Source organism: Aeromonas sp. QDB63 (genome assembly GCF_027707425.1).
Classification (GTDB): domain Bacteria; phylum Pseudomonadota; class Gammaproteobacteria; order Enterobacterales; family Aeromonadaceae; genus Aeromonas; species Aeromonas caviae.
Map to the genome: position 1 here is coordinate 46,140 of NZ_JAPCIS010000020.1, position 25,647 is coordinate 71,786.

A 25,647-nucleotide genomic window follows, 5' to 3' on the forward strand; every position below is an offset into this window, starting at 1 on the left:
ACCCGCAGCCCAATGAAAAAAGCCGAACCCCGGGGTTCGGCTTTTTTGTGGGCGCTGCTCAGGGCCTTGAGCAGACCGGGCAGTCGGGGCGCTTGGGCAGTTTCAGCTCGCGAAAGCTGCCACCCAGACCGTCGATCATCAGCAGGCGGCCACTGTAGCTTTTGCCCATGCCCGCCAGCAGCTTGATGGCTTCGAGCGCCTGCAGGCTGCCCACCAGCCCCACCACGGGGGCCAGTACCCCCGCCTCGACACAGGTGAGGGCCTGATCGCCAAAGAGGGCGCTGAGACAGGCGTAGCAGGGTTCATCCTCCTGCCAGGTGAAGCTGCAGAGCTGCCCTTCCAGCCGGATGGCGGCGCCGCTGACCAGGGGCACCTTGTGCTGGCGGGCACGCTGGTTGAGGAGGTTGCGGATGGAGACGTTGTCGGTGCAGTCGAGCACCAGCTGATGGCCTGGCAGCAGGGCATCGAGCAGCACCTCGTCGGCGAGGGCGGCGTGGGTCTCCACCTCGAGCCAGGGGGTGAGGGCGCGCAGGGACGTCGCCGCGGACTCCACCTTGAGCTGGCCGATGCGCGCGTCGCTGTGCAGCACCTGGCGCTGCAAATTGGAGAGCTCCACCCGATCGAAATCCACCAGGGTGAGGTGGCCGACCCCGGCCACCGCCAGATACTGGCTGGCGGCGCAGCCGAGGCCCCCGGCGCCGATGACCAGCACGCGGGATTGCTTGAGCGCCTCCTGCCCCTCGAAGTCGAAGGATTTGAGCACGATCTGGCGGTTGTAGCGAAGGAGCTCGGCGTCGCTCAGGATCTCGCTCACAGCAGCAGCCCCGAGAAGGGCTCGACGGTGACCGTCTCACCGGCGGCCACCTTGCCGCGCTCCTGTTCGAGCACGATGTAGCAGTTGGCCCGGGACAGGGAGCTGAACACCCCGGAGTCCTGGGAGCCGGTGCTGCGTACCTCGAGGCCATTGGGGCCCACGCTCAGGATGCCGCGCTGGAAGTCCAGGCGCCCCGGGCTCTTCTTGAGCGGCTCTGTCGCCAAGGCCTGGAGGGGGTGCGGGCGTGCAAACTGCTGACCGGCCAGTCTGGCCAGGGCCGGTTGCACCAGCTGATCGAAGGTGACCATGGCGGAGACCGGGTTGCCCGGCAGACCGAAGAACCAGGCGTTTGGCAACCGGCCAAAGGCGAAGGGTTTGCCCGGCTTGATGGCGAGCTTCCAGAAGCCAATTTCCCCGAGCTCTTCGAGCAGTTGTTTGGTGAAGTCCGCTTCCCCCACCGAGACTCCCCCGGTGGTGATAAGGGCATCGGCCTCGCGGTCGGCCTGCAAGAAGGCGGCGCGAAGGGCCGCCGGATCGTCGGGGATGATGCCAAGGTCCAGGCACTCACAGCCCATGCGGCTCAGCATCGCCTTGACCCCGTAGCGGTTGGAGTCGTAGATGTCCCCGTGCTGGAGCGGGGTGCCCAGAGGCTTGAGCTCGTCCCCTGTGCTGAAGATGGCGACCCTGAGGGGACGGCGCACCGTGACGTTCGCGATGCCAAGGGAGGCGAGCAGCGGCAGCTCTCTGGGGCTCAGGCGAAGGCCGCTTTCGAGCACCCGGGCGCCCTGCGCCAGGTCCTCGCCGCGGCGACGGATGTTCTGGCCAGCAACGGGGCGGGTCAGGAAAGTGATCCCGTTGTCGCCGGCTTGCGTTTCTTCCTGCATCACCACAGCGTCCGCACCCAGGGGCACAGGGGCCCCGGTCATGATGCGGATGCAGTGGCCGGCGGGCCACTCCCCCTCATAGGGCTGGCCCGCAAAGGCCTTGCCCGCCACGGGGAGCGGCACCTCGGCGGCGAGATCCGCCAGGCGCACGGCATAGCCGTCCATGGCGGCGTTGTCGAAGGGGGGGACGAAGAGGGGGGAGCTTATCTCCTCGGCCAGGATCCGATCCAGCGCCTGGGGCAGGGGCAACCGCTCCGTCTCGCAGCAGCAGGTGAGTTGTTCCAGCATCCCTTGCAGGGCCTTGTCCAAGGGGAGGAGTGCACCGGTATCGAATCCCATCATCATGACCTCTCTGGTGTGTAGGGGGCGGATTATCCCAAAAATCTGCTCCGATGGGCAGGCCGAAGGTGCGGTAATGGGGGGCAGATGCCCCAGTGTGATCGGATTCTGGGGCGTTATCCCGTTGAATTACCTCCTGATGGGTAACCAGGGCGAGGCTTGTGCGAGATGGTGGCTGGGGAAGAGGCGGCACGGCCGTGCGCCTTGCCCCCGAATGGGCAGGCCGGTGCGGACAAAACGGGGTGGTTTGGCATAAAGTCGGGCACCGGGCTTGAGTTAGACAGAATTATGACAATAATCGCCCTGTAAGATTGCGCCGCGGCACCATGCCGCAGGCCAGCACAGTCCCTGAGCGTGGGAGAGAAACACGATGACGAGCTTAAGCCAGGAAGCCCTGTTAGTCAGGGCGGCGCTCGAGGCCGAGGGCCTTGAGACACCTCTGGTGGCCAATGAATTGAGCGGCCAGCAGAAAAAGGAAAAAATCGAAGGTCATATGCGCGCCATCATGGAGACGCTGGGACTGGATCTGGCCGACGACAGTCTGGCCGAGACCCCGCACCGCATTGCCAAGATGTACGTGAACGAGATCTTCTCCGGCCTCGACTATGCCACCTTCCCCAAGGTGACGGTGATCGAGAACAAGATGAAGGTGGACGAGATGATCATGGTGCGGGACATCAGCCTCACCAGCACCTGCGAGCACCACTTCGTCACCATAGACGGCTTTGCCCACGTAGCCTACATTCCCCGCGGCAAGGTGATTGGCCTGTCGAAGATCAACCGCATCGTGCAGTTCTTCGCCCGTCGTCCCCAGGTACAGGAGCGGCTGACCCAGCAGATCCTGCTGGCGTTGCAGACCCTGCTTGGCACCAGGGACGTGGCCATCAGCATCAAGGCGACCCACTTCTGCGTGAAGGCCCGTGGCGTGATGGACTCCACCTCCTACACCACCACTACCTCCCTGGGCGGGGTGTTCAAGACCCAGCCCGATACCCGGGCCGAATTTCTGGGCGGCCTGCGCGGATAAGATGGCGGTTGTTTTGTAACCGCCTTGCTGAATAAACGAGACGCCAGCAGCCATTGCTGGCGTTTTTCATTGGTCCCGGATGAGAGTGGCGGCCTGCAACGGCTTGACCCGCGCGGCTTGCCTTATGCAAACGTTATGCATTTTTCCGATTTATTCATCTGAGCGGTATATTTAATCGAACACGAAAAACCCCTCGTTTTCACCTTACAAAAAGTAACCGGGCAGACTCTTTCCGAACCGTCACAATCCGGTTACTCTAGCGCCCCCTCACGGCTCTCGCTGCCGCTCATGGAATTCAGAGATATTCATCAAGGTTGGATGGTGGGCCACTGAACAGGTGGCCAGATAGTTCATGCCAGGAGGGCGTGAACCGGACGAGTGCTACGAATTTAACGACCACCAGGATATCCCATGAATACCAGTTCCATGACCATAGGCAAAAAACTCACCGCCGGCTTTGCCGTGCTCGGTTTGATGGTTGCCTTTATCGGCGGTTTTTCCCTTGTCCAGTTTGGCAACATGAATGATGTTGCCATCCGGTTTACCGACAGCATCTTGCCAGCGGTCAATCGCACCAGCGCGATCGGGGATTCTCTCGGTGAGTTGCGTCGTTATGAGCTGGGTTATTTCGTTGTGGCCGCCGAGCCGCTGAAAAGGGCTGAATATCGGAATATTGCCAGTCAACAGCTTAACTCGATCGCGCAGCAGCTGATTGCCCATGACAAGACGATCTGGCCTGAGGATGTGGCGGAGCGCCGTACCTTCGATGCGGTGAAATCTGACTGGGATCGTTACGTCGCCCTGCACCAGCGAGTCCAACAACTGCAAGACAGCGATCAGCTTGCCGAAGCCCAACAGATCTTCCTTGAGGAGGGGGTTCCCCTTTATACCGCGCTGAGCAAGTCAGTGGCCTCCCTTATCCAGATTAACCATGGTTATGCGTCTGAATCCCGCAGCGATATTGTCGACTCTTATCAATCCGCCAATCTGAGTGTCACCATCGCGCTGGTGATCGGTTTGATCCTTGTGGTGGTGCTCTCCGTGGTACTGACCCGCCAGATCCGCGATCCGCTGATCATGCTGGCCCGTCAGGCCCAGCGCATCGCGAGCGGCGATCTCGGTCGGGGCGAGCTGCAGGAGTGGGTCCGCGGCAACCGCTTCAACCGCGACGAGCTGGGTCAGCTGGGGTCGGCCATCGACCGGATGCAGGGGGCACTGGCAGAGCTGGTGAGTGAAATCTCCGGCTCGGTGAGCCAGCTCAGCAGCGCGGTAGAGGAGGTGAGCGCCATCTCCGAGCAGTCCGCCAAAGGCATGGCAAGCCAGCAGGGAGAGGTCTCTCAGGTCGCCACCGCCATGAACGAGATGCAGTCCACCGTCAATGAGGTGGCTCGCAACACCACGGACGCCATGGGGGCGGCCAAGCAGGCTTCCCGCACCTCCACCCAGGGCAACCAGGTGGTGCGCAGCGCCATCGGCAGCATAGAGCAGGTCTCCCGCCAGATAGAGCAGGCCGGGAGCGTGGTGCAGCAACTGGAGACCGACAGCGCCAGCATCAGCATGGTGCTGGACGTGATTCGCGGCATCGCCGAGCAGACCAACCTGCTGGCCCTCAACGCGGCCATCGAAGCGGCCCGGGCTGGCGAGCAGGGCCGTGGCTTTGCGGTGGTGGCGGACGAGGTGCGCAGTCTGGCCCAGCGCACCCAGGCGTCCACCGCCGAGATCAGCAAGATGATCGAAGTGCTTCAGGAGCGCACCGCCGAGGCGGGCAGCGCCATGCAGCTGAGCCGTCAGCAGATGCAGGAGAGCGTGGAGCTGGCGCGGGAAGCGGGGAGCAGCATCGACAGCATCAATGGCGCCGTCACCCAGATAACTGACATGAACACCCTGATCGCCACCGCCACCGAGCAGCAGAACGCGGTCACCGAGGAGCTCAATCGCAGCATCGTCAAGATCCACACCGCCGCCGACGAGAATGCCCAGGGGGCGCAGCAGACCGCCCAGGCCTGTGTCGAGCTGAGCAAGCTGGCCAATACCCTGCACCATATGACCCAGCGCTTCACCCTCTGAGTCTTGCTGCCACCCGGCACAGCGCAGAAGGCCCCGCCAATCGGCGGGGCCTTGTTGTTTGTCATCGCCCCCCCTGTGCCCGTTTCAACCGGCCCGCCTGCCCCGTCACCTACCGGATGGGGGGATGACAGGCCGGATGTTCGAATTCGCTCACAAATCGGCGATTAATTTCATGCGGGGCCGTTTACGACCTGTTTGCGAGCCCGCATAATGCCTCTGTTTTGGCTCAAGAGACCCACCATCCGCCATGTTCCGTTCCATCAAGTATCAAGTCATGTTCTTTGCGGGTTGCATCCTGCTGACCACCGTCCTCAGCGTGGTGGGTTACAGCTATGTTTCCCTGGCCAGCATGCAGGAGAAGATCCAGCAGGAGAGCCACGATGCGGCCCACCAGCAGGCCAGGCAGTGGCTGCTGACCCTGGCGGATGGTCAGGCGAGCGAGGTGGCACGCTCCTTCGAACTGGCGCTGGATGCGGCCGAAACCCTGGCGGCACTGCTGGCGGGCAATGTCCATCAGTCCGAGCCTCTCGATCGGGACGAGGTCACGGCCCTGCTCAAGGACATCGGGGATCGCAACCCGGATTTCCTCAGCATCTACAGTGGCTGGGAGGCGGATCGTTTCGACGGTCAGGATGCGCTCCATACCGGTGATGGCCGGCATAGCCAGGCATCGGGCAACTTCGCCCCCTACTGGAGCCGCGGCCCGGCCGGTTTTGACCTCAAACCCCTGGGGGATTTCTACAGCAAGACGCCGAGCGCGACCGGGATCCGGGCCTCCGAGTGGTATCTCTGCCCGCAGGAGAGCAAGGCAAGCTGCGCCGTCGACCCCTCCGTCTACCAGGTCAACGGTCAGCCCACCCTGCTCACCTCCTTCGTGGTGCCTGTGCTGAACGGGGATCAATACCTCGGCATGGTGGGCATCGACTACTCCCTCAACTACCTGCAACGGCTGGCCGCTGACATCAGCCGACGGGTATTCGACGGGCAGGGCAGGGTGCGCATCATCAGCCCCATGGGCATCATCGCCGCCGACTCCCGCGATGGCGACGGGGTAGGGCAGCGCTTGCAGGATCCATCCTTGCTGGCCCAGTTGCAACGCGGCGAGAGGGGCAGCGACGAGCATGCCGATGGCTTGAGGGTCTTCGCACCCATCAGCCTCAACAAGGTCACACAGGCCTGGGGGATCGCCATCGAGGTGCCGGGCAGCGCCCTCTATGCCGAGTACGAGCGGATGGCGCAGGCCCGTGCCGAGGCCTTTGGCAAGGGGGTCTGGACCCAGCTGATGGTGGGCATCCTGGTGGCGGGTATAGGTCTGGTCGGACTCGCTTTCGCGGCAGGGTCCATCTCCCGGCCGGTGCAGGAGACGGCTCGCATGGTGGTGCGTCTCTCCAGCGCCGGAGGGGATCTGACCCAGCGGCTGACCCAGCACCGGCGCGATGAGACCGGGGTGCTGGCGGAGGGGATCAACCAGTTCGTCGCGACCGTGCAGGGCATAGTGACCGACACCGCCACCAGCGTGCACGAGTTGCAGCAGGCGGCGGTGAACTCGGCCAGGCAGGCCCAGCAGGGGCTGGCGAACAGCCATCACCAGCTGGAGCAGGTCGAGCTGGTGGCCACGGCCATCCATGAAATGTCATCAACCGCAGACTCCGTCTCCAGCAGCGCCCAGATCACGGCCCAGGCGGTGGATGAGACCCGTCATGCGGTGCACAAGGGTCAGCAGGTGGTGAGCGCCTCTGCCAACGGCATCCGCCAGTTGAGTGCCCAGGTCAGCGAGGTGTCGGACAGGATCACCGCCTTGCAGCAGCAGGGGGTGCAGATTGGCAGCATCCTGGATGTGATCCGGACCATCTCTGAGCAGACCAACCTGCTGGCGCTAAACGCAGCCATCGAGGCGGCACGGGCCGGTGAACATGGTCGCGGTTTCGCCGTGGTGGCCGACGAGGTGCGTACCCTGGCATCCAAGACCCGGGCCTCGACCCAGGAGATCCAGCTGATGATAGACAGGCTGCGGGATACCACGCGCGCCGCGGTCGACACCATGACAGAGGGACGCCAGTTGAGCAGCCTGGCGCTGCGTGATGCCGAGCAGGCGGTAAGCGAGCTGGCGACCATAGTGCAGGCCGCCGACCGTATCCAGGACATGGCGACCCAGATTGCGAGCGCCGCCGAGCAGCAATCCAAGGTGAGCGAGGAGATTAACCAGAACGTCAGCAACATCCACGAGCTGGCGAGCGCCTCCACCCGGGTGGCCCGGGAGCAGGATGCCCAGAGCCGGCAGATGCACGGGTTGACCGAGACGGTCATGAGCAAGCTGGGGCGCTTCCACTACTGATGGCGTTCTGATACGCACAACAAGGCCCCGCCAATCGGTGGGGCCTTGTTGTTGATGGCGGGTGTGTTGATGTCAGGGTCGATTAGCGCCGCGTCATCGGCCGGCGCCAGACTGCTTGTCCGATCATGTGACGCAACCGGACTATCTCGCCGTCAGGCGCTCAGGGAGGGCTGACCGCCAGCCTGCGGACGATGTTGCCATCGTCGTCGATGTCCATATGGCGTTCAGGGAGGGCAGGCTGCCAGCCTGTACGTCAGCTCAGGCCGACAATGTCGCCGTCATCGTCGATGTCGATATGGCGATAGGCCGGCAGACTGCCCAGGCCCGGCATGGTCATGATGGGGCCCGCCAGGGCATAGACGAAGCCTGCCCCCGCGCAGAGTTTCACCTCCTCGATGGGCACCTCGAAGTCCGTCGGCACGCCCTTCCTGGCGGGGTCATGGCTGATGGAGAGCGGCGTCTTGGCCATGCAGACGGGCAGGTGATCCTGGCCCTCTGCCGAGAGTCTGGCCAGTTGCTGGCGCGCCTTGTCCGAGAGGGTGACGCCCCGGCCACCATAGCCGCACTCCACCAGGGTGGCGAGCTTGGCGGCAAGGCTCATCTCATCGGGGTAGAGCAGCCTGACCTCACTGGGCTGCTTGCAGGCCGCCACCACGGCGTGAGCCAGATCCGCCGCACCCGCGCCACCGTCAGTGAAGGCCCGGGAGAGGGCGACGCCACAGGCACCGGCCTGGCGCGCCGCCGCCTCCAGCAGGGCCAGCTCGGCATCGCTGTCGGTGGGGAAGCGGTTGATGGCGACCACCACGGGCACCCCGTAACGGCGGGCGTTGTGAATATGCCAGGCGAGGTTGGCGCACCCCGCTGTCAGGGTGGGGAGATCTTCCCCTTGCAGGCTGGCCGGCAGCGGCTGGCCCGGCCGGATGTCAAGCAGGCCGCTGTTGGCCTTGAGGCCGCGCACCGTGGCCACCAGCACCACGCAGGCGGGGGCGAGGCCGGATTGGCGATACTTGATGTTGAAGAACTTCTCCAGCCCCATGTCGGAGCCAAAACCCGCCTCGGTCACCACGTAGTCGGCAAGACCCAGCGCCATGCGATCGGCGATGACGGAAGAGTTGCCGTGGGCGATGTTGGCAAAGGGGCCGGCGTGGACCAGCACAGGGGTCTGCTCCGTGGTCTGCATCAGGGTGGGCTTGAGGGCGTCTTTGAGCAGCACCGTCATGGCCCCCGCCACTTCCAGCTGCTCGGCGGTGATGGGCTTGCCGCGCAGGTCGAGGGCGAGCTGGATGCGGCCGATACGCGCGCGCAAGTCCTTGAGATCCCTGGCCAGGGCCAGAATGGCCATCAGCTCGGAGGCGGCGGTGATGACGAAGCGATCGGGGCGCTCGACACCATCGGCAGCGCCGCCCTGGCCGAGGGTGAGGTGGCGAAGCGCCCGGTCGTTCATGTCCAGGGTGCGGGGCCAGAGGATGTTGGCCGGGTCGATATCGAGCCGCGCCAGACCGGTTCTGGCGCTGAACTGGTCACCGAGTTTGCGTTCATGGAACAGGCGGGCATCGAGGGCGGCAGAGGCCAGGTTGTGGGCGGCGGTGAGGGCGTGAAAATCCCCGGTGAGGTGCAGGTTCATCTCCTCCACCGGCACCACCTGGGCCATGCCGCCCCCGGCGGCGCCCCCCTTGACCCCGAAGACGGGGCCGAGGCTCGGTTGGCGAATGGTGGCGATGCTGGGCTGGCCGATGTGGTTGAGCCCCATGGAGAGGCCGATCGTGGTGACCGTCTTGCCCTCCCCAAGGGGGGTCGGCGTGATGGCGCTCACCAGCACCAGCTTGCCGGGCTCGCGGGTGGGGGCGTGATGGAGCAGCGCGAGGTCGAGTTTGCCCTTGTAATGGCCGTGGGGGTGGAGATGGGCGGCCGCTATGCCGAGCTGAGCTGCCACCTCGGCGATGGGCAGGCGGGGGGACTGGCGGGAGATCTCGATATCGCTTAGCATCAGCACCTCGTTGGCATGTCAGGTCAAATATGCGGCGAAGTCTAGAGGAATCAACAGGGTAATCCAATGAGCAATACTATTTTATCCGGCAGTCGTGAGCCCCATCAAAGCCCCATCCTGCTGGATCTCAACGCCCTCTATCACCCGCCCAAACGGCCCCTCACCGCCCTTGGCATCGTCAGCGCCTTCATCCCGCTCTTTGGCTACGGCTGGCAGGCGATGACCCAGGATCCCGAGACCCACTTTCGCCACGAGCTCGGCAAGCGCATCAACAAGCACAAGAGCGACGAGGCGAACCTCGCCCTGATGATGCAGTTGGCGGCCATGCTGGATTGCCACTGCCTGCACGTCACCCTGCCCTATGCGCTGGGGGAGGCCGAGCTCGCCGCCTTGCGCCAGCGTCTGCCACGCTGGCAGATGAGCCAGCAGGATCACCTGCTGGTGGCCGAGCTGATGCCCACCCCCTGAGCCCGGGCTCAGGTCTCCCTGTCCCAGTAGTGGGGCGCCAGATAGCGCTCCTGCACGAATTCGATGAAGCAGCGCACTTTGGCCGACACGAAACGGCGGTGCGGATAGAGGGCATAGAGCCCCACCTGCCCCTTCTCCCACTCCAGCAACAAGGGGACCAGCGCCCCCGAGCGCAGCGCATCCCCCACGATGAAGGTGGGCTGCAAGATGATGCCCTGGTGGTCGCAGGCGGCCCGGGTCAGGGCCACCCCGTTGTTGGCGCGAAGGGGCCCCTGGGGGCGGATGCTGTGCTCCTCCCCATCCCGTTTGAAGACCCAGTCCGGCTGGGTCAGGGTGTAGATGAGGCAGTCGTGCTGCTTGAGATCCTCCGGGGTCTTCGGCCTGCCCCGGCGGGCCAGGTAGTCGGGGCTGGCGCACACCACCATCTTCATCATGGCGAGCGGCTTGGCCACCAGGGAGGAGTCCGGCAGGTTGCCGATGCGCAGGGCCAGATCGAACCCCTCCTCCACCAGGGCCACCCGCCGGTCGCTGTACTCAATCTCGAGCTTCAAGTCCGGGTAGCGCTCGCGAAACAGGGGCAGGGCGGGGGAGAGGTGCAGGTAGCCGAAATCCATGGGCACCGAGAGCTTGAGGGTGCCCTGGGGCTGCTGGTTGTTGTGGGTGAGCTGGCTGTGGGTCTCTTCCAGCTCCGCCAGCAGGGCCAGGGAGCGCTGGTAGTAAAACTGGCCCGCCTCGGTGGGATTGACCTGGCGGGTGGTGCGCGACAGCAGCCGGGTGGAGAGGGACTCCTCGAGCTGCTGCATCAGCTTGGAGGTCATGGCGACCGAGATCCCGAGCTGATGGGCGGCCTTGGTGAAGCTCTGGCACTCCACTACCTTGATGAAGGTGCGCATGGCGGCTATCTGATCCATATTCCACTCTCGGTTGATAATTATTTTAATAAATCGATGATTATCTATTCTCGATAGGAGGTTAGCATTTTGGACACCGTTGTGAACCCCCAATGAAGGAACGATCGGAATGAAAATGACCAAGGCCCTGCTGGCCTCTTGCCTGTTTATGGCGGCTCCCCTGATGGCTGCCGATTACGATGTCGATGCAGCGCACACCACAGTCCAGTTCAAGGTGGGCCACCTCGGCTTCTCCGAACTGGTAGGCCGGTTCAACACCTTCAGTGGCACCTTCAGCATGGACGACGCCAACCCGGCGGCGGCCAAGGCGAGCTTCGAAATCGATGCCGCCAGCGTGGATTCCAACCACGAGGCCCGCGACAAGCACCTGCGCAGCCCCGACTTCCTGGACGTGAAGCAGTACCCCAAGATGACCTTCGTCAGCACCGGCTATGAAGGCACCAAGGACAAAGGCGTGCTCAAGGGCACCCTGACCCTGCACGGCGTGTCCAAGGACGTGGCCTTCGACCTGGTCCACATCGGCGAAGGCAAGGATCCCTGGGGCGGCTACCGCAGCGGCTTCAACGCCACCACCACCATCAAGCGCAGCGAGTTCGGCGTGAACTACATGGTGCCGAACATCCCTGACGAGATGACCATCAACCTGTTCGTTGAAGGCGTGCGCAAGTAATGGGCGCAGCACTCCTGCTTCAAACCCTGGCGGCTCCTTTAGGGGCCGCTTTGCTGTCGTGGCGCTGGCCGCGGCTGGGCTATCTGTGGGGCGCCCTGGGGATCTGGCTGGTGGGCTGCCTGCTGGGCGGTGCCTATGGCCTGCCGGTCAAGGCGTGGCAGTGGCTGCCGCTGACCCTGCTGGTGCCCGCCCTGACCCAGGGTACCAGCAAGGGGGTCGCCCTCGCGCTGTTCGGGGGGCTGGGCGCCCTGGTGTGGTGGCAGGGGCTGGCCTCCGTGCTGGCGAGCGAGCCCGGGATCTGGCTGGCCCTGCTGCCCGCCATCCTCTGGTCTGGCTGGACGAACTGGCGTGGTGACAGCGAGGAGGGGCTCGGCTTCGCCCTGGCCTTCATCTGGCTGGCGCTGGTCATCGGCATCGATGGCAGCCTGCTCATCGCCCAGCTGACGGGTGCCCTGGCCGCGTTTGCCGGATTCCGTGCCCTGCTCGGCGCCTTTGCAGGGGTCAAGGTGACCCCGGCCGCCCTGGGGCTGGCACTCGCCTTCGTGCAGATGCTCGCCTGGCAGTACGTGGAAGTGCCCCTGCTGGTGCTGCTGCCGGTCTGGCTGTTGCCGCTGCTGGAACGTGCCCTGCACGGGCGCCCGGGACTCTCTCGCTGGGGGGTCTTGATCCTGGTGGCGGCCGTCGGTGCCGGAGTGAGTCTGTGGTGGGTATGGCCAGAGGCGTCACTTTACTGATTTCTGCATGAAAAACAGGCTATTACCTTAGAAATTGATGGGCTTGTCAAAGTCTGGACAGATAAAGATTGAGACCCATGGTGCTTTCGGATAAAAAGGATTTTCAATTATCTGGATACACACAGAACCCGGCTATGCCGGGTTCTGTTTGCCTGCTTTCCCGCGGCACGCTAAGGAGGCCACAGTTGCACAGTCAGGGATCTGAGCATCTGTTTTTTCGCCATTTCACCGAACAGGGATGTCTTGGGGATCTCTGCATCCTGCTGGTGACCCACCTGCTTCCCGACAGACCCGACTTCATCCAGGTGCTCGATCGGGTGGGCCGGGTCGGTGCCATCCTGCCCAAACCCAAGTCCGTGCACGGGCCGACGCTGGCCTGGGCCCAGCAGCACTACCCCGTGCTGCCCCTCAATCGCCACTGGACCTCGGATCCCGGTGAGGTGATCGCCCAGATTGCCCCCCTGGTGATGTCCCACGAGCGGCTCATCATCCTCGACATCGGCGGCTACTTCGCCAAGAGCCAGGCGGTACTGGCCGAGCACTTTGGCGCCCGCTTCATCGGGGTGGTGGAGATGACCGAGAACGGCCATCAGCGCTACGAACAGGAGTCCCTGGCGGCCCCCGTCATCTCGGTGGCCCGCAGCCCCCTCAAGCAGGCGGAAGATATCCAGATCGGCCTGAGCGTGGTCTACTCCGCGGAGTCCCTCGCGCGTACCCTGAGGCGTACCTTCAATGTCTGCCAGGCCGCCCTGTTCGGCTATGGCAAGGTGGGGCGCAGCATCGCCCGGGAACTGCGCTGTCGCAACCTGCATCTGGAGCTGGTGGAGACGGATGCCCTGCGCCAGGTGGAGGCGCTCTCCCACGGCTTCAAGCTGGTGAACAAGGCCGAGGCCCTGGGCCGCGCCGAGCTGGTGATCTGCTCCACCGGCAACGGCTCCCTCGACATCACCGATCTGCAGGCCCTGCGCCCCGGCGCCATGCTGGCCTCGGTCACCTCCGCCGACGACGAATTCGCCTTCAGCCTCGCCCAGCTGCCCTGGCCGAGCGAGGAGGTGTGTCCCCATGTGCTGGCCCTGACCCGGCCGGACGGCAGCACCATCTTTTTGCTCAACCGGGGGGAGGCGGTCAACTTCGTCCACGGCGCCGTCATCGGCGAATATGTCTACCTGGTGCTGGCGGAGATCATCGAAGGGGTGCACCAACTGGCCCATCAGGCATCCACCCCGGGCCTTCACGAACTGCCCCAGGCCACCATGCAGCGCATCGCTCGCCACTGGTTGACCGATTTTCACGGAGTCACCCCATGACAGACACCCATTTGCCCCTCGCGAAACCGCGCATCGAAATCCGTTACTGCACCCTCTGCCGCTGGATGCTGCGAGCCGCCTGGCTCGCCCAGGAACTGCTCTCCACCTTCGACGGCGAACTGGGCGAGGTGGCCCTGGTGCCCGCCAGCAAGGGGGAGTTTCGCATCCTGGTGGACGGGGTGCTGGTGTGGGACAGGGTGGCCGACGAGGGCTTCCCCGAGGCCAAGGAGATCAAGCAGCGGGTGCGGGATGTCATCGCCCCGGAGCGGGATCTCGGCCATGCGGATCGCAAACCCGCAGCCGAGTAGGCTGCATCACCCATGATGTGAAAGAGGGAGGCGCAGGCCTCCCTCTTTCGTTGCGGCCCCCGGTCAACGGTCGCCAGATGTGGCCAGCCCTTCCCCGGCGGGGAGGCCGATATAGCGGGCCCGCTTGTGGGGCTTGATGCGGCTCACGTCCACCCACACCAGGCCGTCGATGCAGTGGTTGAAGTCCGGGTCGATGCCAAAGTCCATGAACTGCACGCCCCCCGGCTCGCACAGCTCGGCGTACTGCTTGTAGAGGGTGGGAATGGCGCAGCCCAGGTTGTCTAGCCCGGCCTTGAGCACCTTGAGGTCGTCCCCGTAATCGCGCCCCTCGAACAGCGTCGGCGTGGCGGGATAGGGGCGGCGGGAAGGGGCGAGGGCAAGGGCGGGGGCGAAGTGCTGGCGATAGAAGCCCACCAGCAGATCCTTGGCCGCTGGCGGCAGGCTGCCGGAGAGGGTGACGGGCCCGAACAGGTAACGGTATTGGGGATAGCGGGCCAGATAGGCCCCGATGCCGAACCAGAGGTAATCGAGCCCCCGCTTGCCCCAGTAGGCGGGCTGGATGAAGCTGCGGCCAAGCTCGATGGCCTGTTCCAGCCGGGGCAGCAGCTTCTCTTCGAAGCCGAACAGGGTGTGGCTGTAGAGGCCATCCAGCCCCTTGCTGGCCAGCCGTTCGGCCACCGGGGCGAAACGGTAAGCGCCGATGATGTCGAGGCGGGCGGGATCCCAGAGGATGAGGTGGTGATAGTCATCGTCGAAGGCATCGAGATCCCGCCGCTTGCCCGAGCCTTCCCCCACCGCCCGAAAGGCGATCTCCCGCAGGCGCCCCAGTTCACGCAGGATCACCGAGTGGCTCTGCTCGTGGCGGCGATAGAGCAGGATACGCTGGCCGTCCGGGGTCTGGCCGAGCAGCTCGCACCCGTCGATGGCCTGTTTCAGCAGGCGGCGATCCTCCGGCAGGGCGATGGGGGCCTCGGTCTGCAACCGTCCCGCCTTGCCTCGAGCGATTCGGTAGAGGTGGCCGCGCACCAGCCGGGCTGCCGTCTTGGCCGGCAACTCCTGAAAACTGGCGAGGGGAATGCGCGCCCCTATGGTCACCGGCAGCGTCCGCCCCTGCTGGCGAAACAGCTGGCGTACCAGCAGCAGGGCGGAGGCGGGCTTGTTGAGCCAGGAGGCGAGATAGAACCAGAGGCTGTTGCGCCCTCCCAGGTGAATGGGCACCAGGGGCGTTCGGCTGCGCTGGGCCAGCTTGATGAAGCCGGCCTGCCAGGGGCCATCCTTTACCCCCTTGGGGCCGAGGCGGGAGACCTCGCCTGCGGGGAAGATAACCAGGGCCCCGTCGGCGGCGAGGTGTTCGTTCATGGCGAGGATGGCCTGCCTGTCGGTCTTGCCCCCCAGGTTGTCCACCGGCAATAGCAATGGGCGCAGCGGCGCGAGCTGGGCCAGCACCTGGTTGGCCACTATCTTGACGTCGGGGCGGATGCGCCCGATGAGGCGCAGCAGGGCCAGCCCGTCCAGGGAGCCGATGGGGTGGTTGGCGACAAGAATGACCCGGCCGCTGGCGGGAATGTGCTCGAGCTCGGCCTCGCTCACCCGGTAGTCGAAGTGGAGCTCGGTGAGGGCCTGCTCGATGAAGTCCAGACCGCGCAGGTGGGGATGGCGCGCGGCAAAGCGGGTGAAGGCCTCCTCGTGCAGCAACCAGCTCAGCCCCTGCCTCATCAGGGGACGGAGGAGGGGCTGGCTGGCGAGGCGGGGCAGGTGCTGCCCCAACAGGGTATCGACGTCGAACATGGGCAAGGCTCCGCTGAACTTTGCCCCAGTTTGACGCCCCTGCGTGCCTTTCGTGTGTCGGTTGGGTGACGGTTTGATGACGGGGCGAACCCCGTCCTTGCCCCCTTACTCTGCCCGCCAGGCAGAGGTGAGGCGCACCAGCGCCACCAGGGTGGCGACCGCTTTTTCCATGGATTGCAGGGGGATGAACTCGTGCTTGCCGTGGAAGTTGTGGCCGCCGGTGAACAGGTTCGGACAAGGCAGCCCCATGAAGGAGAGCCGGGCGCCGTCGGTGCCGCCGCGAATGGGTTTGATCTTGGGCACCACGTCGGCGGCCTCCATGGCGGCTTTGGCCAGCTCGACGATGTGGGGATGGGGCGCTATCTGGCTGCGCATGTTGCGGTAGTTATCCGCTATCTCCAGGGTGATGCGCGCCCTGGGGGCGTCCAGCTGCAGGGAGGCGACCCGCTCCTTGAGCTGGGCCTTGCGGGCGGCGAAGCAGTCATCGTCGAAGTCGCGGATGAGGTAGTGCAGGGTGGTCTCCTCCACCGTGCCCTCCATCCGGGCCAGGTGGAAGAAGCCTTCATACCCCTGGGTGCACTCCGGGGTCTGCTCGGCGGGCATGGCGGCATGGAAGCGGGCGGCCAGGGTCTGGCTGTTGATCATGCTGCCCTTGGCGGTGCCGGGGTGGACGTTGTTGCCTGTGATGCGCACCGTGGCGCTGGCGGCGTTGAAGTTCTCGCATTCGAGCTCGCCGAGCTCGCCGCCATCCACCGTGTAGGCCCACTTGGCCGGGAAGCGCTCCAGCGGGAAGCGGTCGGCACCGCGCCCTATCTCCTCGTCCGGGGTAAAGCCGACCCAGACATCGCCACGGGGGATCTCGGGGTGAGCCTGCAGGTATTCCACGGCGGTGAGGATCTCGGCGATGCCCGCCTTGTCGTCGGCCCCCAGCAGGGTGGTGCCGTCGGTGGTGATGAGATCCTGCCCCAGGTAGTTTTTCAGGAAGCGGTACTGGCGGATGGCCAGCACCTCGTCCCCTTTGCCAAGGCAGATATCGCCCCCCTGATAGTTCTCGACTATCTGGGGAACGACGCACTCGGCCTCGTAATCGGCGGTGTCCATGTGGGCGATGAGCCCGATGGCGGGGGCATCCGGCTGGTTGCCCGGCAGGCAGGCGGTGAGGTAGCCATGCTCGTCCAGGGTGACCTGGCTCAGCCCCATCTGCGTCATTTCGTCGCGCAGGGCCCGGGCGAAGAGGCGCTGTCCCTCGCTGCTGGGGCAGGCAGGATTGGTCGCATCGGAGCGGGTATGAAAGGTGAGGTAGTGGAGAAAGCGCGAAAGCAGGGTGTTCATGGGCAAGCCTCGGGTCACGAAAGAGGAGTCATTGTGGCCAAGACGGCGGCGCCGCTTATTGCGTCAGCGCAGTTTTTGATGATTTTGTGGGAGAGAGGAGGGCCATCGAAGGGGAGGGGCGGGGATCATTGCTCGGCAGTTTGCATAAAAATTCCAAAATAAAAACTGGTTAAGCAATTGCGATAAAGCTGAATTTCCCCTCGGCCCAGCGCTGGCAAGGGGTGACCCAAAAAGCGTGACGTGTTGGTTATTTTCATCGCCTCGCCCACGCGCTCTCATCCCCCGCCATCCCAGAGCCCGCCTTGCTGGCAGCGAGATTTTGCCCCCCGATGAAAACCCGTTTTTTAACACGATTTTTTATTGTCACTGGCTGCGGTAAGTGTGTACACTCCGCGCCGATCCGAGGGCAACCCTGCGCAGGCCGTGTCCGCCAGACCCGCAGGATCATGACGCCTATAGGGCGAGGCACGCAGAAACGACAGACACTGCTGGGGAATGGTTTCTTTAATACCGGTTAGGCTCCGGTATCAGGGAGAACAACGGACTCTCATCTTTCAGCTGACCGAGTGGGCTTCGGGCTCATCATCTCCCTTGTCATGGGCGGTCACTGGCGTTGAGCGGGTCGTAGTGGTTGTCGTCCATCAACATGATGCGTGCTGACGTCTTCCCTTCTCTTCCTTGAAACCTTCTCCTGTCCGTCGGGATGGCTGCCGAATGATGAACAAACGGCGTGGCTGATGCCGATTGTCATCAAAGTACCGCGGTACGCCGGCAAGGTGTTACCGCATACCGTTGAGCTTGATGTAAAGCCACCAGCCCCACATCAAGACTCGTTACTTCCCAAGATCCACCAGGCAGCCTTGGCTTGCCGCGATGTGCAATGAACAGGATGTGGCGGAGCATGCTCCGTTGCGGGTCCAACGTCAGCAGGCCGCTCTGGCTTGCCGCATTTTGCAATCAATGGTCTGGATGTGATTGAGGGTAACGAAGGCGGCCCACGGCCGCTCATTTGCGAGGCATAGCCCATGACTAACTGGTCCAGCAAGGACTCCTTGAAGGTCTACAACGTTCCCTACTGGGGTGCGGGTTTTTTCAATATCAATGACGCCGGTCATGTGACCGTCTCTCCCGACAAGTCTCGCCCCGAGGCTCAGATCGTGCTGTCCGAGGCCATCGAGCAACTGCGCCAGTCCGGGCTGACCACGCCGGTGTTGCTGCGTTTCCCCGACATCCTCAAGAGCCGGGTCGATGCGCTGTTCAACGCCTTCGGTCAGGCCATCGAAAAGTCAGGCTATGAAGGGGATTACCTGTGCGTTTACCCGATCAAGGTAAACCAGCAGCGCCGCGTCATCGAGACCATCAGTCAGTCCTACAGCGACAAGCCCCGGCTTGGGCTGGAAGCGGGCTCCAAGCCCGAGTTGCTGGCCGTGCTGTCCCATCATCATGAGCAAGGGTCCGTGATCGTCTGCAACGGTTACAAGGACCGCGAATACATCCGCCACGCCCTCCTGGGCAACCTGATGGGCCACAAGGTCTACATCGTGGTGGAGAAGCCCTCCGAGCTGGAAATGGTGCTGGACGAGTCAGCTCGTCTCAACATCAAGCCCAACATCGGGGTGCGCGCCCGTCTGGCGTCCACCGGCTCCGGTATGTGGGAATCGAGCGGCGGTTCCATGTCCAAGTTCGGTCTCTCCGCCTCCCAGATCCTGGCGCTGGTGGAGCGTCTGCGCAGCCTCGGCAAGCTGGACTGCCTGCAACTGCTGCACTTCCATCTGGGCTCCCAGATCGCCAACATCCGCGACATCCAGGGCGGCATCCGCGAGTGCGGCCGCTTCTACGCCGAGCTGTGCCGTCTTGGCGCCAAGGTCGAGGTGGTGGACGTGGGCGGCGGCCTGGGTGTGGACTACGAGGGCACCCGTTCCCAGAGCCACTGCTCCGCGAACTACAGCCTCTCCGAGTACGCCAACAACGTGGTCTGGGGCATCGGCGATGTGTGCCGCGAGTTCGACCTGCCGCACCCGACCATCATCAGCGAGTCCGGCCGTGCCCTGACTGCACACCACGCCGTGCTGGTCACCAACATCATTGGTGCCGAAGGGGTGGAGGTGAACGACATCAGCGCCCCGGACGAAGACGCGCCCACCATCTTGCAGAACATGTGGAAAGGCTGGCTGGACCTGCGCGGGGAAGATCCCTCCCTGCTGGAGATCTTCCACGACTCCGTGGCGGATCTCGGTGACGTCAACGCCCAGTACACCATGGGCCTCTTGAACCTGGAGCAACGCGCCTGGGCCGAGATGCTGCACCAGAACACCTGTCTGGCGCTCAAGGAGCTGCTGAACCCGGTCAACCGCAACCACCGCGCCCTGGCCGACGAGCTCTCCGAGAAACTGGCGGACAAGTGCTTTGCCAACTTCTCCCTGTTCCAGTCCCTGCCGGATGCCTGGGGTATCGGTCAGGTGTTCCCGGTGATGCCGCTGGCCGGTCTTGATCGTCCGCTCACCCGCCGCGGCATCCTGATGGACATCACCTGTGACTCCGACGGTCAGGTGGAGCACTACGTCGACGGTCTGGGGGTGGAAAGCACCCTGCCGATGCCGGTCTACGGGGAGCACGAAGAGTGCCACGTCGGCTTCTTCCTGGTGGGTGCCTATCAGGAGATCCTGGGGGATTTGCACAACCTGTTCGGTGACACCCACTGCGCGGAAGTGTGGCTGGATGAAGAAGGCAAGATGGACATCCGCAACGTGGTGCGTGGCGACACCGTCGACCAGCTGCTGCGTTACGTCAACATCGACCCGTCCGTGATCCGCGAGAACTACCAGCGCATCGTCTCCCACCCGGCGCTGGACGACGAGACCCGCAAGGCCCTGCTCGACGAGCTGGAGCTGGGTCTGCAAGGCTACGCCTACCTGGAAGACGAATAAGCCAGCGGCTTGTTCCCCGTCGGTCAAATGACGGACATGAAAAACGGCGCCTTCGGGCGCCGTTTTTGTTGCGCTGTTGCCTGGCTGGGGCCGGTTGGCGGGCTCTGTCATCCAGGCTGGCGGCATCCCGCCCCGGCCAGATCCGGCCACTGCCCGCTTTTGCCCGCCACCTCCCTTGATCCAGGTCAAGGGGGACTTAGGTCCCTTATTTTACGGTCAAGAGTGATGTTGGTGAATGACACATAAGGATGTGCGTATGGAACTCAAGAGGGACCCGAGATGCTATACCGACGTCTGTATCGACGGTAAGTGGTATCACTACGATCACTGCAGCACTCACGTTTATATGCTGATGGGGGGCGCCGCCCCCAGCCTGCAGCTTGCCCATGAACCCGGCAGTGAAGAGGAGCTGGTGGAGATGCTCCGCCAGCACCCCCAACGCTGACTGCCTGCGGGCCATCGGGGTATCGTCCCGGCGGCCCGCCTTGTTCAGCCCGCCTTGCGGCCCAGGATCTTATTGCCCATCTCCAGCAAGGCCGTTGCCGCCGCATAGGCCTCGTCTGACTTGCCTATCTCGTCCGCCACGTAGAGAAAACCGGATCTGTACTTCTCCACCGCCTCGCGGGGAGTGGCCGCGTCGATGAAATCCTCTTCCACCTCGAACCCTTGCGTCAGCAGCGCCTCCTTCTCCGTGAGGAAGGTGGGGGAGGCCATGTCGACATAGGTATATTGCTGACGGCGGGAGGCGGGGACGCTGAAGAACTGGTATCTGGCCATGGATGTGGCTCCTCTGAACGGGTGATCTGCCATGGGGGGCGCTCGATGCGCCCGGCAAAATAAAGGAGCATTCGAGTCTTGCAGCAGACTACCTTGAGTCGTGAAGGGACGCAATCGGGCTGGTGATGACCCTGGCGACACGGGCGCTGCGCCTCACCTGCTTGTCAGGCAAGCACACCTTCCAGCACCCGTTGGGGAGTCTCGGGAGCGCAGTGGACAAGCAGTTGCTCCCCGGTCATGGGGCGCCCGAGCAGGTAGCCCTGCAAGGTGTCGCAGCCCAGCTCGGTCAGCAGGTCCCGCTGCTCCGGGGTTTCCACCCCCTCTGCCACGATGCGCATCTCCAGGGCCTGACCCAGGGCGATGATGGCGGCGATGATGGTGGCATCATCGCCCCCCCGCTCCAGGGTGGTGACAAAGCCCCGGTCAATCTTGAGCTCGTTGGCGGGGAAGCGCTTGAGGTAGAGCAGGCTGGAGTAGCCGGTGCCGAAGTCGTCGATGGAGATGCCAAGGCCGAGCTCGGCCAGACGGTTGAGGATGGCGAGGCTCTCCTCGGCCTTCTGCATGGCGGTGGATTCGGTGATCTCCAGGGTCAGGTGACGGGCCTCGAGCCGATGGCGGGCGAGGGCGCCCTGCACCTCCTCCAGCAGCCCGGGGCTGGCGAGCTGGATGGTGGAGAGATTGACTGCCACGCTCCAGTCGTGATGACCCGCCGCCCGCCAGGCGCTCATCTGGCGGCACGCCTCGTCGATGACCCAGTTGCCGATGGGGATGATGAGCCGGCTCTTCTCCGCCAGCGGCAGGAAGCTGGCCGGCGAGACGGCACCATGCTCCGGGTGCTGCCAGCGCAGCAGGGCCTCGGCGCCGACCACCTGGCCGCTGCGGGCACAGTATTTGGGCTGGTAGTGCAGGGCCAGCTCCCCCCGCTCCAGGGCGTGTTGCAGCTCCTTGTGCAGCAGGAACTGCTGGTGGGCGTTGGCGTTCATGGCGCTGTCGAAGTAGTAGTAGTCGTTGCGCCCCTGCTCCTTGGCGTAATACATGGCGGCATCGGCGTTGAGGGTCAGCTCGTGCAGGCTGGTGCCATCCTGGGGATAGACGGCAATGCCGATGCTGGCGGTGATGTGCAGGCTGTGGTGCTCCCACTCATAGGGCTGGGCCAGGGTGGCCAGCAGCCGCTCGGCGAAGGCCGTGGTCTGGCTCACATCCCCCGGCGCCAGGGCCAGCACGAACTCGTCCCCGCCAAAGCGCGAGGCGGTGTCGCTGGCACCGAGCAGGCCGGTGATGCGCTGGGCCACCTCGGCCAGCAGCAGATCCCCGGTGTGGTGGCCGTGGGCATCGTTGATGATCTTGAAGCCGTCGAGATCGAGAAACAGCAGGGAGAAGCTGCGCTGGCTGTGCTGACACTCCTGGATGCGCTGCTCCAGCCGGTCGGCAAACAGCAGCCGGTTCGGCAGCCGGGTCAGGCTGTCATGGAGCGCCAGCTTGAGCAGCTCGTCGTGGGCCTGATGCAGGGAGGTGGAGAGCCTGGCGGCGTGGGCATCCAGCATGGAGAGCACGAAGGCGATGGCGAACACCGCCAGGGTCACTATGATGACCACGGTTGCCAGCCACTGGGTATTGAGACCGGTGTAGAGGGCCCCGCACAGGCTCTCTGCGGGGAACTGGGCCGCCGCCATGCCGGTGTAGTGCATGCCGATGATGGCTGTCCCCATCACCAGGGAGGCGAAGGCCTTGCTGAAGAAGGCGCGGGGCGAGCTGTTGCGCAGGCGAAACGCTATCCAGAGTGCGGCCCCCGAGGCGAATACCGCGATGAGGATGGAGAGGATGAAGAGCCCAGGCAGGTAGTGGATGCCAGGCGCTATCTTCATGGCCGCCATGCCGATGTAGTGCATGGTGGCAATGCCGGCCCCCATCAGCACGGCCCCGAACAGGATCTGGTGCCAGGGGAGCTGGGGACGACTCACCAGCCAGAGCGCAAAGGCCGAGGAGCCGATGGCTGCCACCAGGGAGAGACCGGTGAGGGTCAGATCGTATCCCAGCGCGATGGGCAGGTTGAAGGCGAGCATGCCGATAAAATGCATGGACCAGATGCCGAGCCCCATGGCGAAGGCTCCCCCCGCGAGCCAGAGCACGGCGGCCCGTCCCCGGCTCTGGCTCACCCGGCTGGTCATGGTCAGCGCCGTATAGGAGGCGAGCACCGCCACCAGGATGGAGAAGAACACCAGATCCTGGCTGTAATAACTGTCGAGCATGGGGTGGGTTGGGGTCACGTTCATTTACTCTGGGGTACATCAGGGCCTGAGCCTGGGCCGGGTCAGGGGAAATCGGGTGGCAGATTGTACACCAGGCGTCCCTGTCGTGAGCCAGAGATACGTACCAAAATGGCCCCCGGATCAGAGCAAAAACTCTGTCTTTTCTGGCTTTGGCCGCCATCCTGTGACCGATAAACCGGCACATCCCCATTTTATTCCGTCTGAACAACAAGATAGGGGAGCATGGGGCGCTTGCCACGGCGCTGGCGGGCCCGTGGCGAAGGCGTGTGGTAAGCGCACAAGGCGCCTGTGCGATAAAGGCGCGCAGCCCCTGTCGTCCTTATCACGATAGCCGCAGGCCATGCGCTCAAGGAGTCAGCACAAGCCTGCATCCTCCGGGTCTTGGTTGACCCGGTACATCTGTTATCATCTTCCCCCTGTTTTCTTATCTCGTTGACTCTGCTGGAGAAACCATGTCTCGAACCCTCTATTTGCTGCGCCATGGCCAGACCCGTTACAACGCCGAATTGCGGTTGCAGGGGCGTTGCAACTCCGAGTTGACCCCCAGGGGAGAAGCCCAGGCCCTCGCCATGGGGGCCCGTCTGGCCAAGCTCCTGGCCGAGCCCACCGACTGGACGATCTACGCCAGCCCCCTCGGCCGGGCACGGCAGACGGCGGAGCGGGTGTGTCAGCAGCTTGGCTTGGACCAGGAGCGCATCATCTGGGACGAGCGGCTGGTGGAGCTGGGGATGGGGGAGTGGGAGGGTCGCCGGGTGCCCGAGCTGCTGGCGGCCCACCCCGAGCTGGATCTGGAGGAGCCGGACTGGTATCTGCGGGCCCCCCATGGCGAGAGTTTTGAGAGCATTCAGCGCCGGGCCCGGCAATGGCTTGAGGACGAGCAGATTGCCGAGCAGGCCATCGTGGTTTCTCACGGTCTCTTTGGCGCCATGCTGCGCGGCGCCTATGTGGATCTGGACTACACCACCACCTGGCTGCAGGAGCTGCCACAGGATGCCTTCTTCAAACTCAGTGGTGGTCGCATAGAGCGGATTGCCTGCTGACCACACGAAGGCGGCCCGCCGTGGGTGGGCCTTGTTGTGATGGGTCGCTCAGCCAACTGCCAATTTGGCCGCTTCTTTCCACATAAAAGGCGGCATCGGAGTAGTGAGACGCCATTTAATGTTCATCGGTTGGCTACCGCTGTGGGAGATGTACTCCACCTCACCAAAGTTCACAAAGCCAAGGGTGCGGCCAAATTCATCTTTGCTCTGCTCACGAACGAACAGAAACACGCGCTTACCCTCTGCCCTGTGGTTTATGTAACTCAGCCCCTTGCCTCGCTCTGGGCGAGCGCTGTTTTGGCTCTGCCAATGGAACAGTGACTCATTAATGGCGTAGTCGTGATAACGGGTGGTGGGGGAGAAGTGCTGCTCCGTTTTGTTCAAGGGAAAGTGCGAACAAGTATCCCACGAACAAAAAATGAAAATTTTAGTCATTTAATATCAATGGGTTACCATTAAATGCTCTCGTGCCATATGACTTATTCGCACCTTCCCTAGTCTTGATGCCAACAGTTGTGTGATGAGTTGTTCATAAATACCACATTGCTGCATGGTGACTGACCTTGAATCTTGTGCATAAGGGGAGTAGGCAGGGTATCATTTTTTTTAGCTAAATCAGTAAGCTGTTATCTAATTTTGCCCATTTGAAGATCTATCTAGCCATGGGCGGCGAAGATAGAGAAGGCGAACCACAGGGAGGTAGTGATGGATCCAATATCTTATCTTTTTTCGGCTTATCTCAATCTGGTGCAGCAGCAGGTGACGGATATCTATGGCACCGAGCTAAAAACGCTGGTAGTGCCCTATGAGGGAGAGCAGGTTCCCTTCTCTTTCCAGCTCTGGCAGATAAAACAGCAAAGTGTCTGCCGTCCCTACGAGCAAGATGTGCGGCGCTTCAGTCAGTGCACGGTCAAGGCGCAGGCACTGTTTGGTAAACTGTGCGATGACCTGACACGGCAAGACGACAGCAGTTGGCAGCTTCCCAAGTACCGCACCATGTACTGCTCGGCCGCCATCGGCTATCGCCCCATGATCGCGGAGATCGCCGATGCCCAGCAGAGCCCGGGTAAGCTCGCGGAGCGGGCCTGTAATCAGGCCATTCTGGCGGCCATGGGCAGTAATGACGAAACCCTGCTGGCCCAGCGTGACAAGGCGTGTGCTGCCGTGCGTTAAGGTATTTCCCTAGTCAAAATAAGTGGTTAGCCCCCTGTGCACCATGCCACAGTTTCTATTGAGGCGGGTGGGTATGATGGTGCGGCAATCACCATGACAGGGAGCAAGCATGATAAGCCATATCGACCATCTGGTATTGACGGTCAGCGACATTGAGCGGGCGGTGGCATTTTACAGCGGCGCCTTCAAGATGGAGCCCATCACCTTCGGGGCAGGCCGCCGGGCGCTGCGTTTTGGCAACCAGAAGATCAATTTGCAGTTGCTGGGGGAGGAGGCGCGCAACCGGGCGCAGGTGGGGTCGGGGGATCTCTGCCTCATCACCAGCTGGCCCCTGGATCAGGTGATGGCCCAGCTGGCGAGCCAGGGGGTCGAAATCGTGGAGGGGCCAGTGATGAAAAGCGGTGCCTGTGGTCCCATCTTAAATGCGAAAGGGGACTCCCTCCGACGTAGGTGGGAGGGGAATTTCGCCGGGGCGTCAGCCCCGCTGGT

Annotated in this window: 20 protein-coding genes and 2 pseudogenes; 13 read left to right on the plus strand and 9 right to left on the minus strand. The window is 63.5% G+C overall.

Going from position 1 to position 25,647, the window contains the following annotated elements; all coding sequences use genetic code 11:
• Positions 1-58: 58 nt before the first annotated feature.
• Positions 59-814 (minus strand): molybdopterin-synthase adenylyltransferase MoeB, encoded by a 756-nt coding sequence (gene moeB / locus PG879_RS13375; RefSeq protein WP_053288587.1) that lies wholly within the window; start codon positions 812-814, stop codon positions 59-61.
• A complete protein-coding gene (gene moeA / locus PG879_RS13380; protein ID WP_270830307.1) occupies positions 811-2,037 on the minus strand; it encodes a molybdopterin molybdotransferase MoeA in 1,227 nt (408 codons plus the stop codon). The genes moeB and moeA overlap by 4 nt, the downstream gene beginning before the upstream one ends.
• Before the next feature lie 370 nt (positions 2,038-2,407).
• Between moeA and folE the strand changes: the two genes are divergently transcribed.
• The 3 genes from folE (at position 2,408) to PG879_RS13395 (ending at position 7,466) form a co-directional block, all read left to right on the plus strand.
• Positions 2,408-3,064, plus strand: a complete 657-nt coding sequence (folE, locus tag PG879_RS13385) for a GTP cyclohydrolase I FolE (protein WP_128273863.1) — start codon at positions 2,408-2,410, stop codon at positions 3,062-3,064.
• 411 nt (positions 3,065-3,475) lie between these two features.
• Positions 3,476-5,131, plus strand: a complete 1,656-nt coding sequence (locus PG879_RS13390; protein WP_104452710.1) for a methyl-accepting chemotaxis protein — start codon at positions 3,476-3,478, stop codon at positions 5,129-5,131.
• A gap of 247 nt (positions 5,132-5,378) precedes the next feature.
• A complete protein-coding gene (locus PG879_RS13395; RefSeq protein WP_128343474.1) occupies positions 5,379-7,466 on the plus strand; it encodes a methyl-accepting chemotaxis protein in 2,088 nt (695 codons plus the stop codon).
• A 253-nt stretch (positions 7,467-7,719) separates the two neighbouring features.
• On the opposite strand, the gene PG879_RS13400 is transcribed toward PG879_RS13395, so the two are convergent.
• On the minus strand, positions 7,720-9,453 hold the full coding sequence (locus PG879_RS13400; RefSeq protein WP_270830306.1) for a formate--tetrahydrofolate ligase: 1,734 nt from the start codon (positions 9,451-9,453) through the stop codon (positions 7,720-7,722).
• Positions 9,454-9,519: 66 nt separating this feature from the next.
• On the opposite strand from PG879_RS13400, the gene PG879_RS13405 reads away from it, so the two are divergent.
• Positions 9,520-9,921, plus strand: a complete 402-nt coding sequence (locus PG879_RS13405) for a hypothetical protein (RefSeq protein WP_010674174.1) — start codon at positions 9,520-9,522, stop codon at positions 9,919-9,921.
• Positions 9,922-9,929: 8 nt separating this feature from the next.
• On the opposite strand, the gene PG879_RS13410 is transcribed toward PG879_RS13405, so the two are convergent.
• A complete protein-coding gene (locus tag PG879_RS13410) occupies positions 9,930-10,832 on the minus strand; it encodes a LysR family transcriptional regulator (RefSeq protein WP_039038856.1) in 903 nt (300 codons plus the stop codon).
• A gap of 109 nt (positions 10,833-10,941) precedes the next feature.
• On the opposite strand from PG879_RS13410, the gene PG879_RS13415 reads away from it, so the two are divergent.
• From PG879_RS13415 to PG879_RS13430, 4 genes are all read left to right on the plus strand, one after another.
• Entirely contained in the window at positions 10,942-11,502 is a 561-nt protein-coding gene (locus PG879_RS13415; protein ID WP_010674176.1) for a YceI family protein, read from the plus strand.
• Positions 11,502-12,236, plus strand: a complete 735-nt coding sequence (locus PG879_RS13420; protein ID WP_213319526.1) for a hypothetical protein — start codon at positions 11,502-11,504, stop codon at positions 12,234-12,236. The genes PG879_RS13415 and PG879_RS13420 overlap by 1 nt, the downstream gene beginning before the upstream one ends.
• 185 nt (positions 12,237-12,421) lie before the next feature.
• Positions 12,422-13,543, plus strand: a complete 1,122-nt coding sequence (locus PG879_RS13425) for an adenosylhomocysteinase (protein ID WP_103259839.1) — start codon at positions 12,422-12,424, stop codon at positions 13,541-13,543.
• Positions 13,540-13,851, plus strand: a complete 312-nt coding sequence (locus tag PG879_RS13430) for a SelT/SelW/SelH family protein (RefSeq protein WP_010674179.1) — start codon at positions 13,540-13,542, stop codon at positions 13,849-13,851. The genes PG879_RS13425 and PG879_RS13430 overlap by 4 nt, the downstream gene beginning before the upstream one ends.
• A 63-nt stretch (positions 13,852-13,914) precedes the next feature.
• Here PG879_RS13430 and PG879_RS13435 read toward each other — a convergent pair whose 3' ends face one another.
• Both PG879_RS13435 and pepT read right to left on the minus strand, forming a co-directional pair.
• The gene (locus PG879_RS13435; RefSeq protein WP_216944016.1) at positions 13,915-15,639 is read right to left on the minus strand and encodes a lysophospholipid acyltransferase family protein; all 1,725 of its coding nucleotides are present in this window, start codon (positions 15,637-15,639) and stop codon (positions 13,915-13,917) included.
• A 105-nt stretch (positions 15,640-15,744) separates the two neighbouring features.
• Complete coding sequence (gene pepT / locus PG879_RS13440) at positions 15,745-16,971, minus strand: peptidase T (protein WP_128297582.1); 1,227 nt, start codon at positions 16,969-16,971, stop codon at positions 15,745-15,747.
• A gap of 1,025 nt (positions 16,972-17,996) precedes the next feature.
• On the opposite strand from pepT, the gene speA reads away from it, so the two are divergent.
• Both speA and PG879_RS13450 read left to right on the plus strand, forming a co-directional pair.
• A complete protein-coding gene (gene speA, locus PG879_RS13445; RefSeq protein WP_029314286.1) occupies positions 17,997-19,898 on the plus strand; it encodes a biosynthetic arginine decarboxylase in 1,902 nt (633 codons plus the stop codon).
• Between the two features lie 256 nt (positions 19,899-20,154).
• Positions 20,155-20,343, plus strand: coding sequence for a hypothetical protein (locus PG879_RS13450; RefSeq protein WP_010674183.1), 189 nt, complete (start codon positions 20,155-20,157; stop codon positions 20,341-20,343).
• A 44-nt stretch (positions 20,344-20,387) separates the two neighbouring features.
• Here the strand turns inward: PG879_RS13450 and PG879_RS13455 are convergent, their stop codons facing one another.
• Positions 20,388-20,675 (minus strand): hypothetical protein, encoded by a 288-nt coding sequence (locus PG879_RS13455; protein WP_049636330.1) that lies wholly within the window; start codon positions 20,673-20,675, stop codon positions 20,388-20,390.
• 164 nt (positions 20,676-20,839) lie between these two features.
• Entirely contained in the window at positions 20,840-22,948 is a 2,109-nt protein-coding gene (locus PG879_RS13460) for a putative bifunctional diguanylate cyclase/phosphodiesterase (protein ID WP_223917956.1), read from the minus strand.
• Positions 22,949-23,397: 449 nt separating this feature from the next.
• Between PG879_RS13460 and PG879_RS13465 the strand changes: the two genes are divergently transcribed.
• Positions 23,398-23,985: a histidine phosphatase family protein gene (locus tag PG879_RS13465; protein ID WP_049636328.1), complete on the plus strand. Its 588-nt coding sequence runs from the start codon at positions 23,398-23,400 to the stop codon at positions 23,983-23,985.
• A gap of 48 nt (positions 23,986-24,033) precedes the next feature.
• Here the strand turns inward: PG879_RS13465 and PG879_RS13470 are convergent.
• Positions 24,034-24,369 (minus strand): annotated as a pseudogene (locus PG879_RS13470) (DUF3427 domain-containing protein); the annotation flags it as partial.
• A gap of 321 nt (positions 24,370-24,690) precedes the next feature.
• On the opposite strand from PG879_RS13470, the gene PG879_RS13475 reads away from it, so the two are divergent.
• Complete coding sequence (locus PG879_RS13475) at positions 24,691-25,158, plus strand: hypothetical protein (RefSeq protein WP_049636326.1); 468 nt, start codon at positions 24,691-24,693, stop codon at positions 25,156-25,158.
• A gap of 109 nt (positions 25,159-25,267) precedes the next feature.
• Positions 25,268-25,576: pseudogene (locus PG879_RS13480) on the plus strand (VOC family protein); the annotation flags it as partial.
• Between the last annotated feature and the right edge of the window lie 71 nt (positions 25,577-25,647).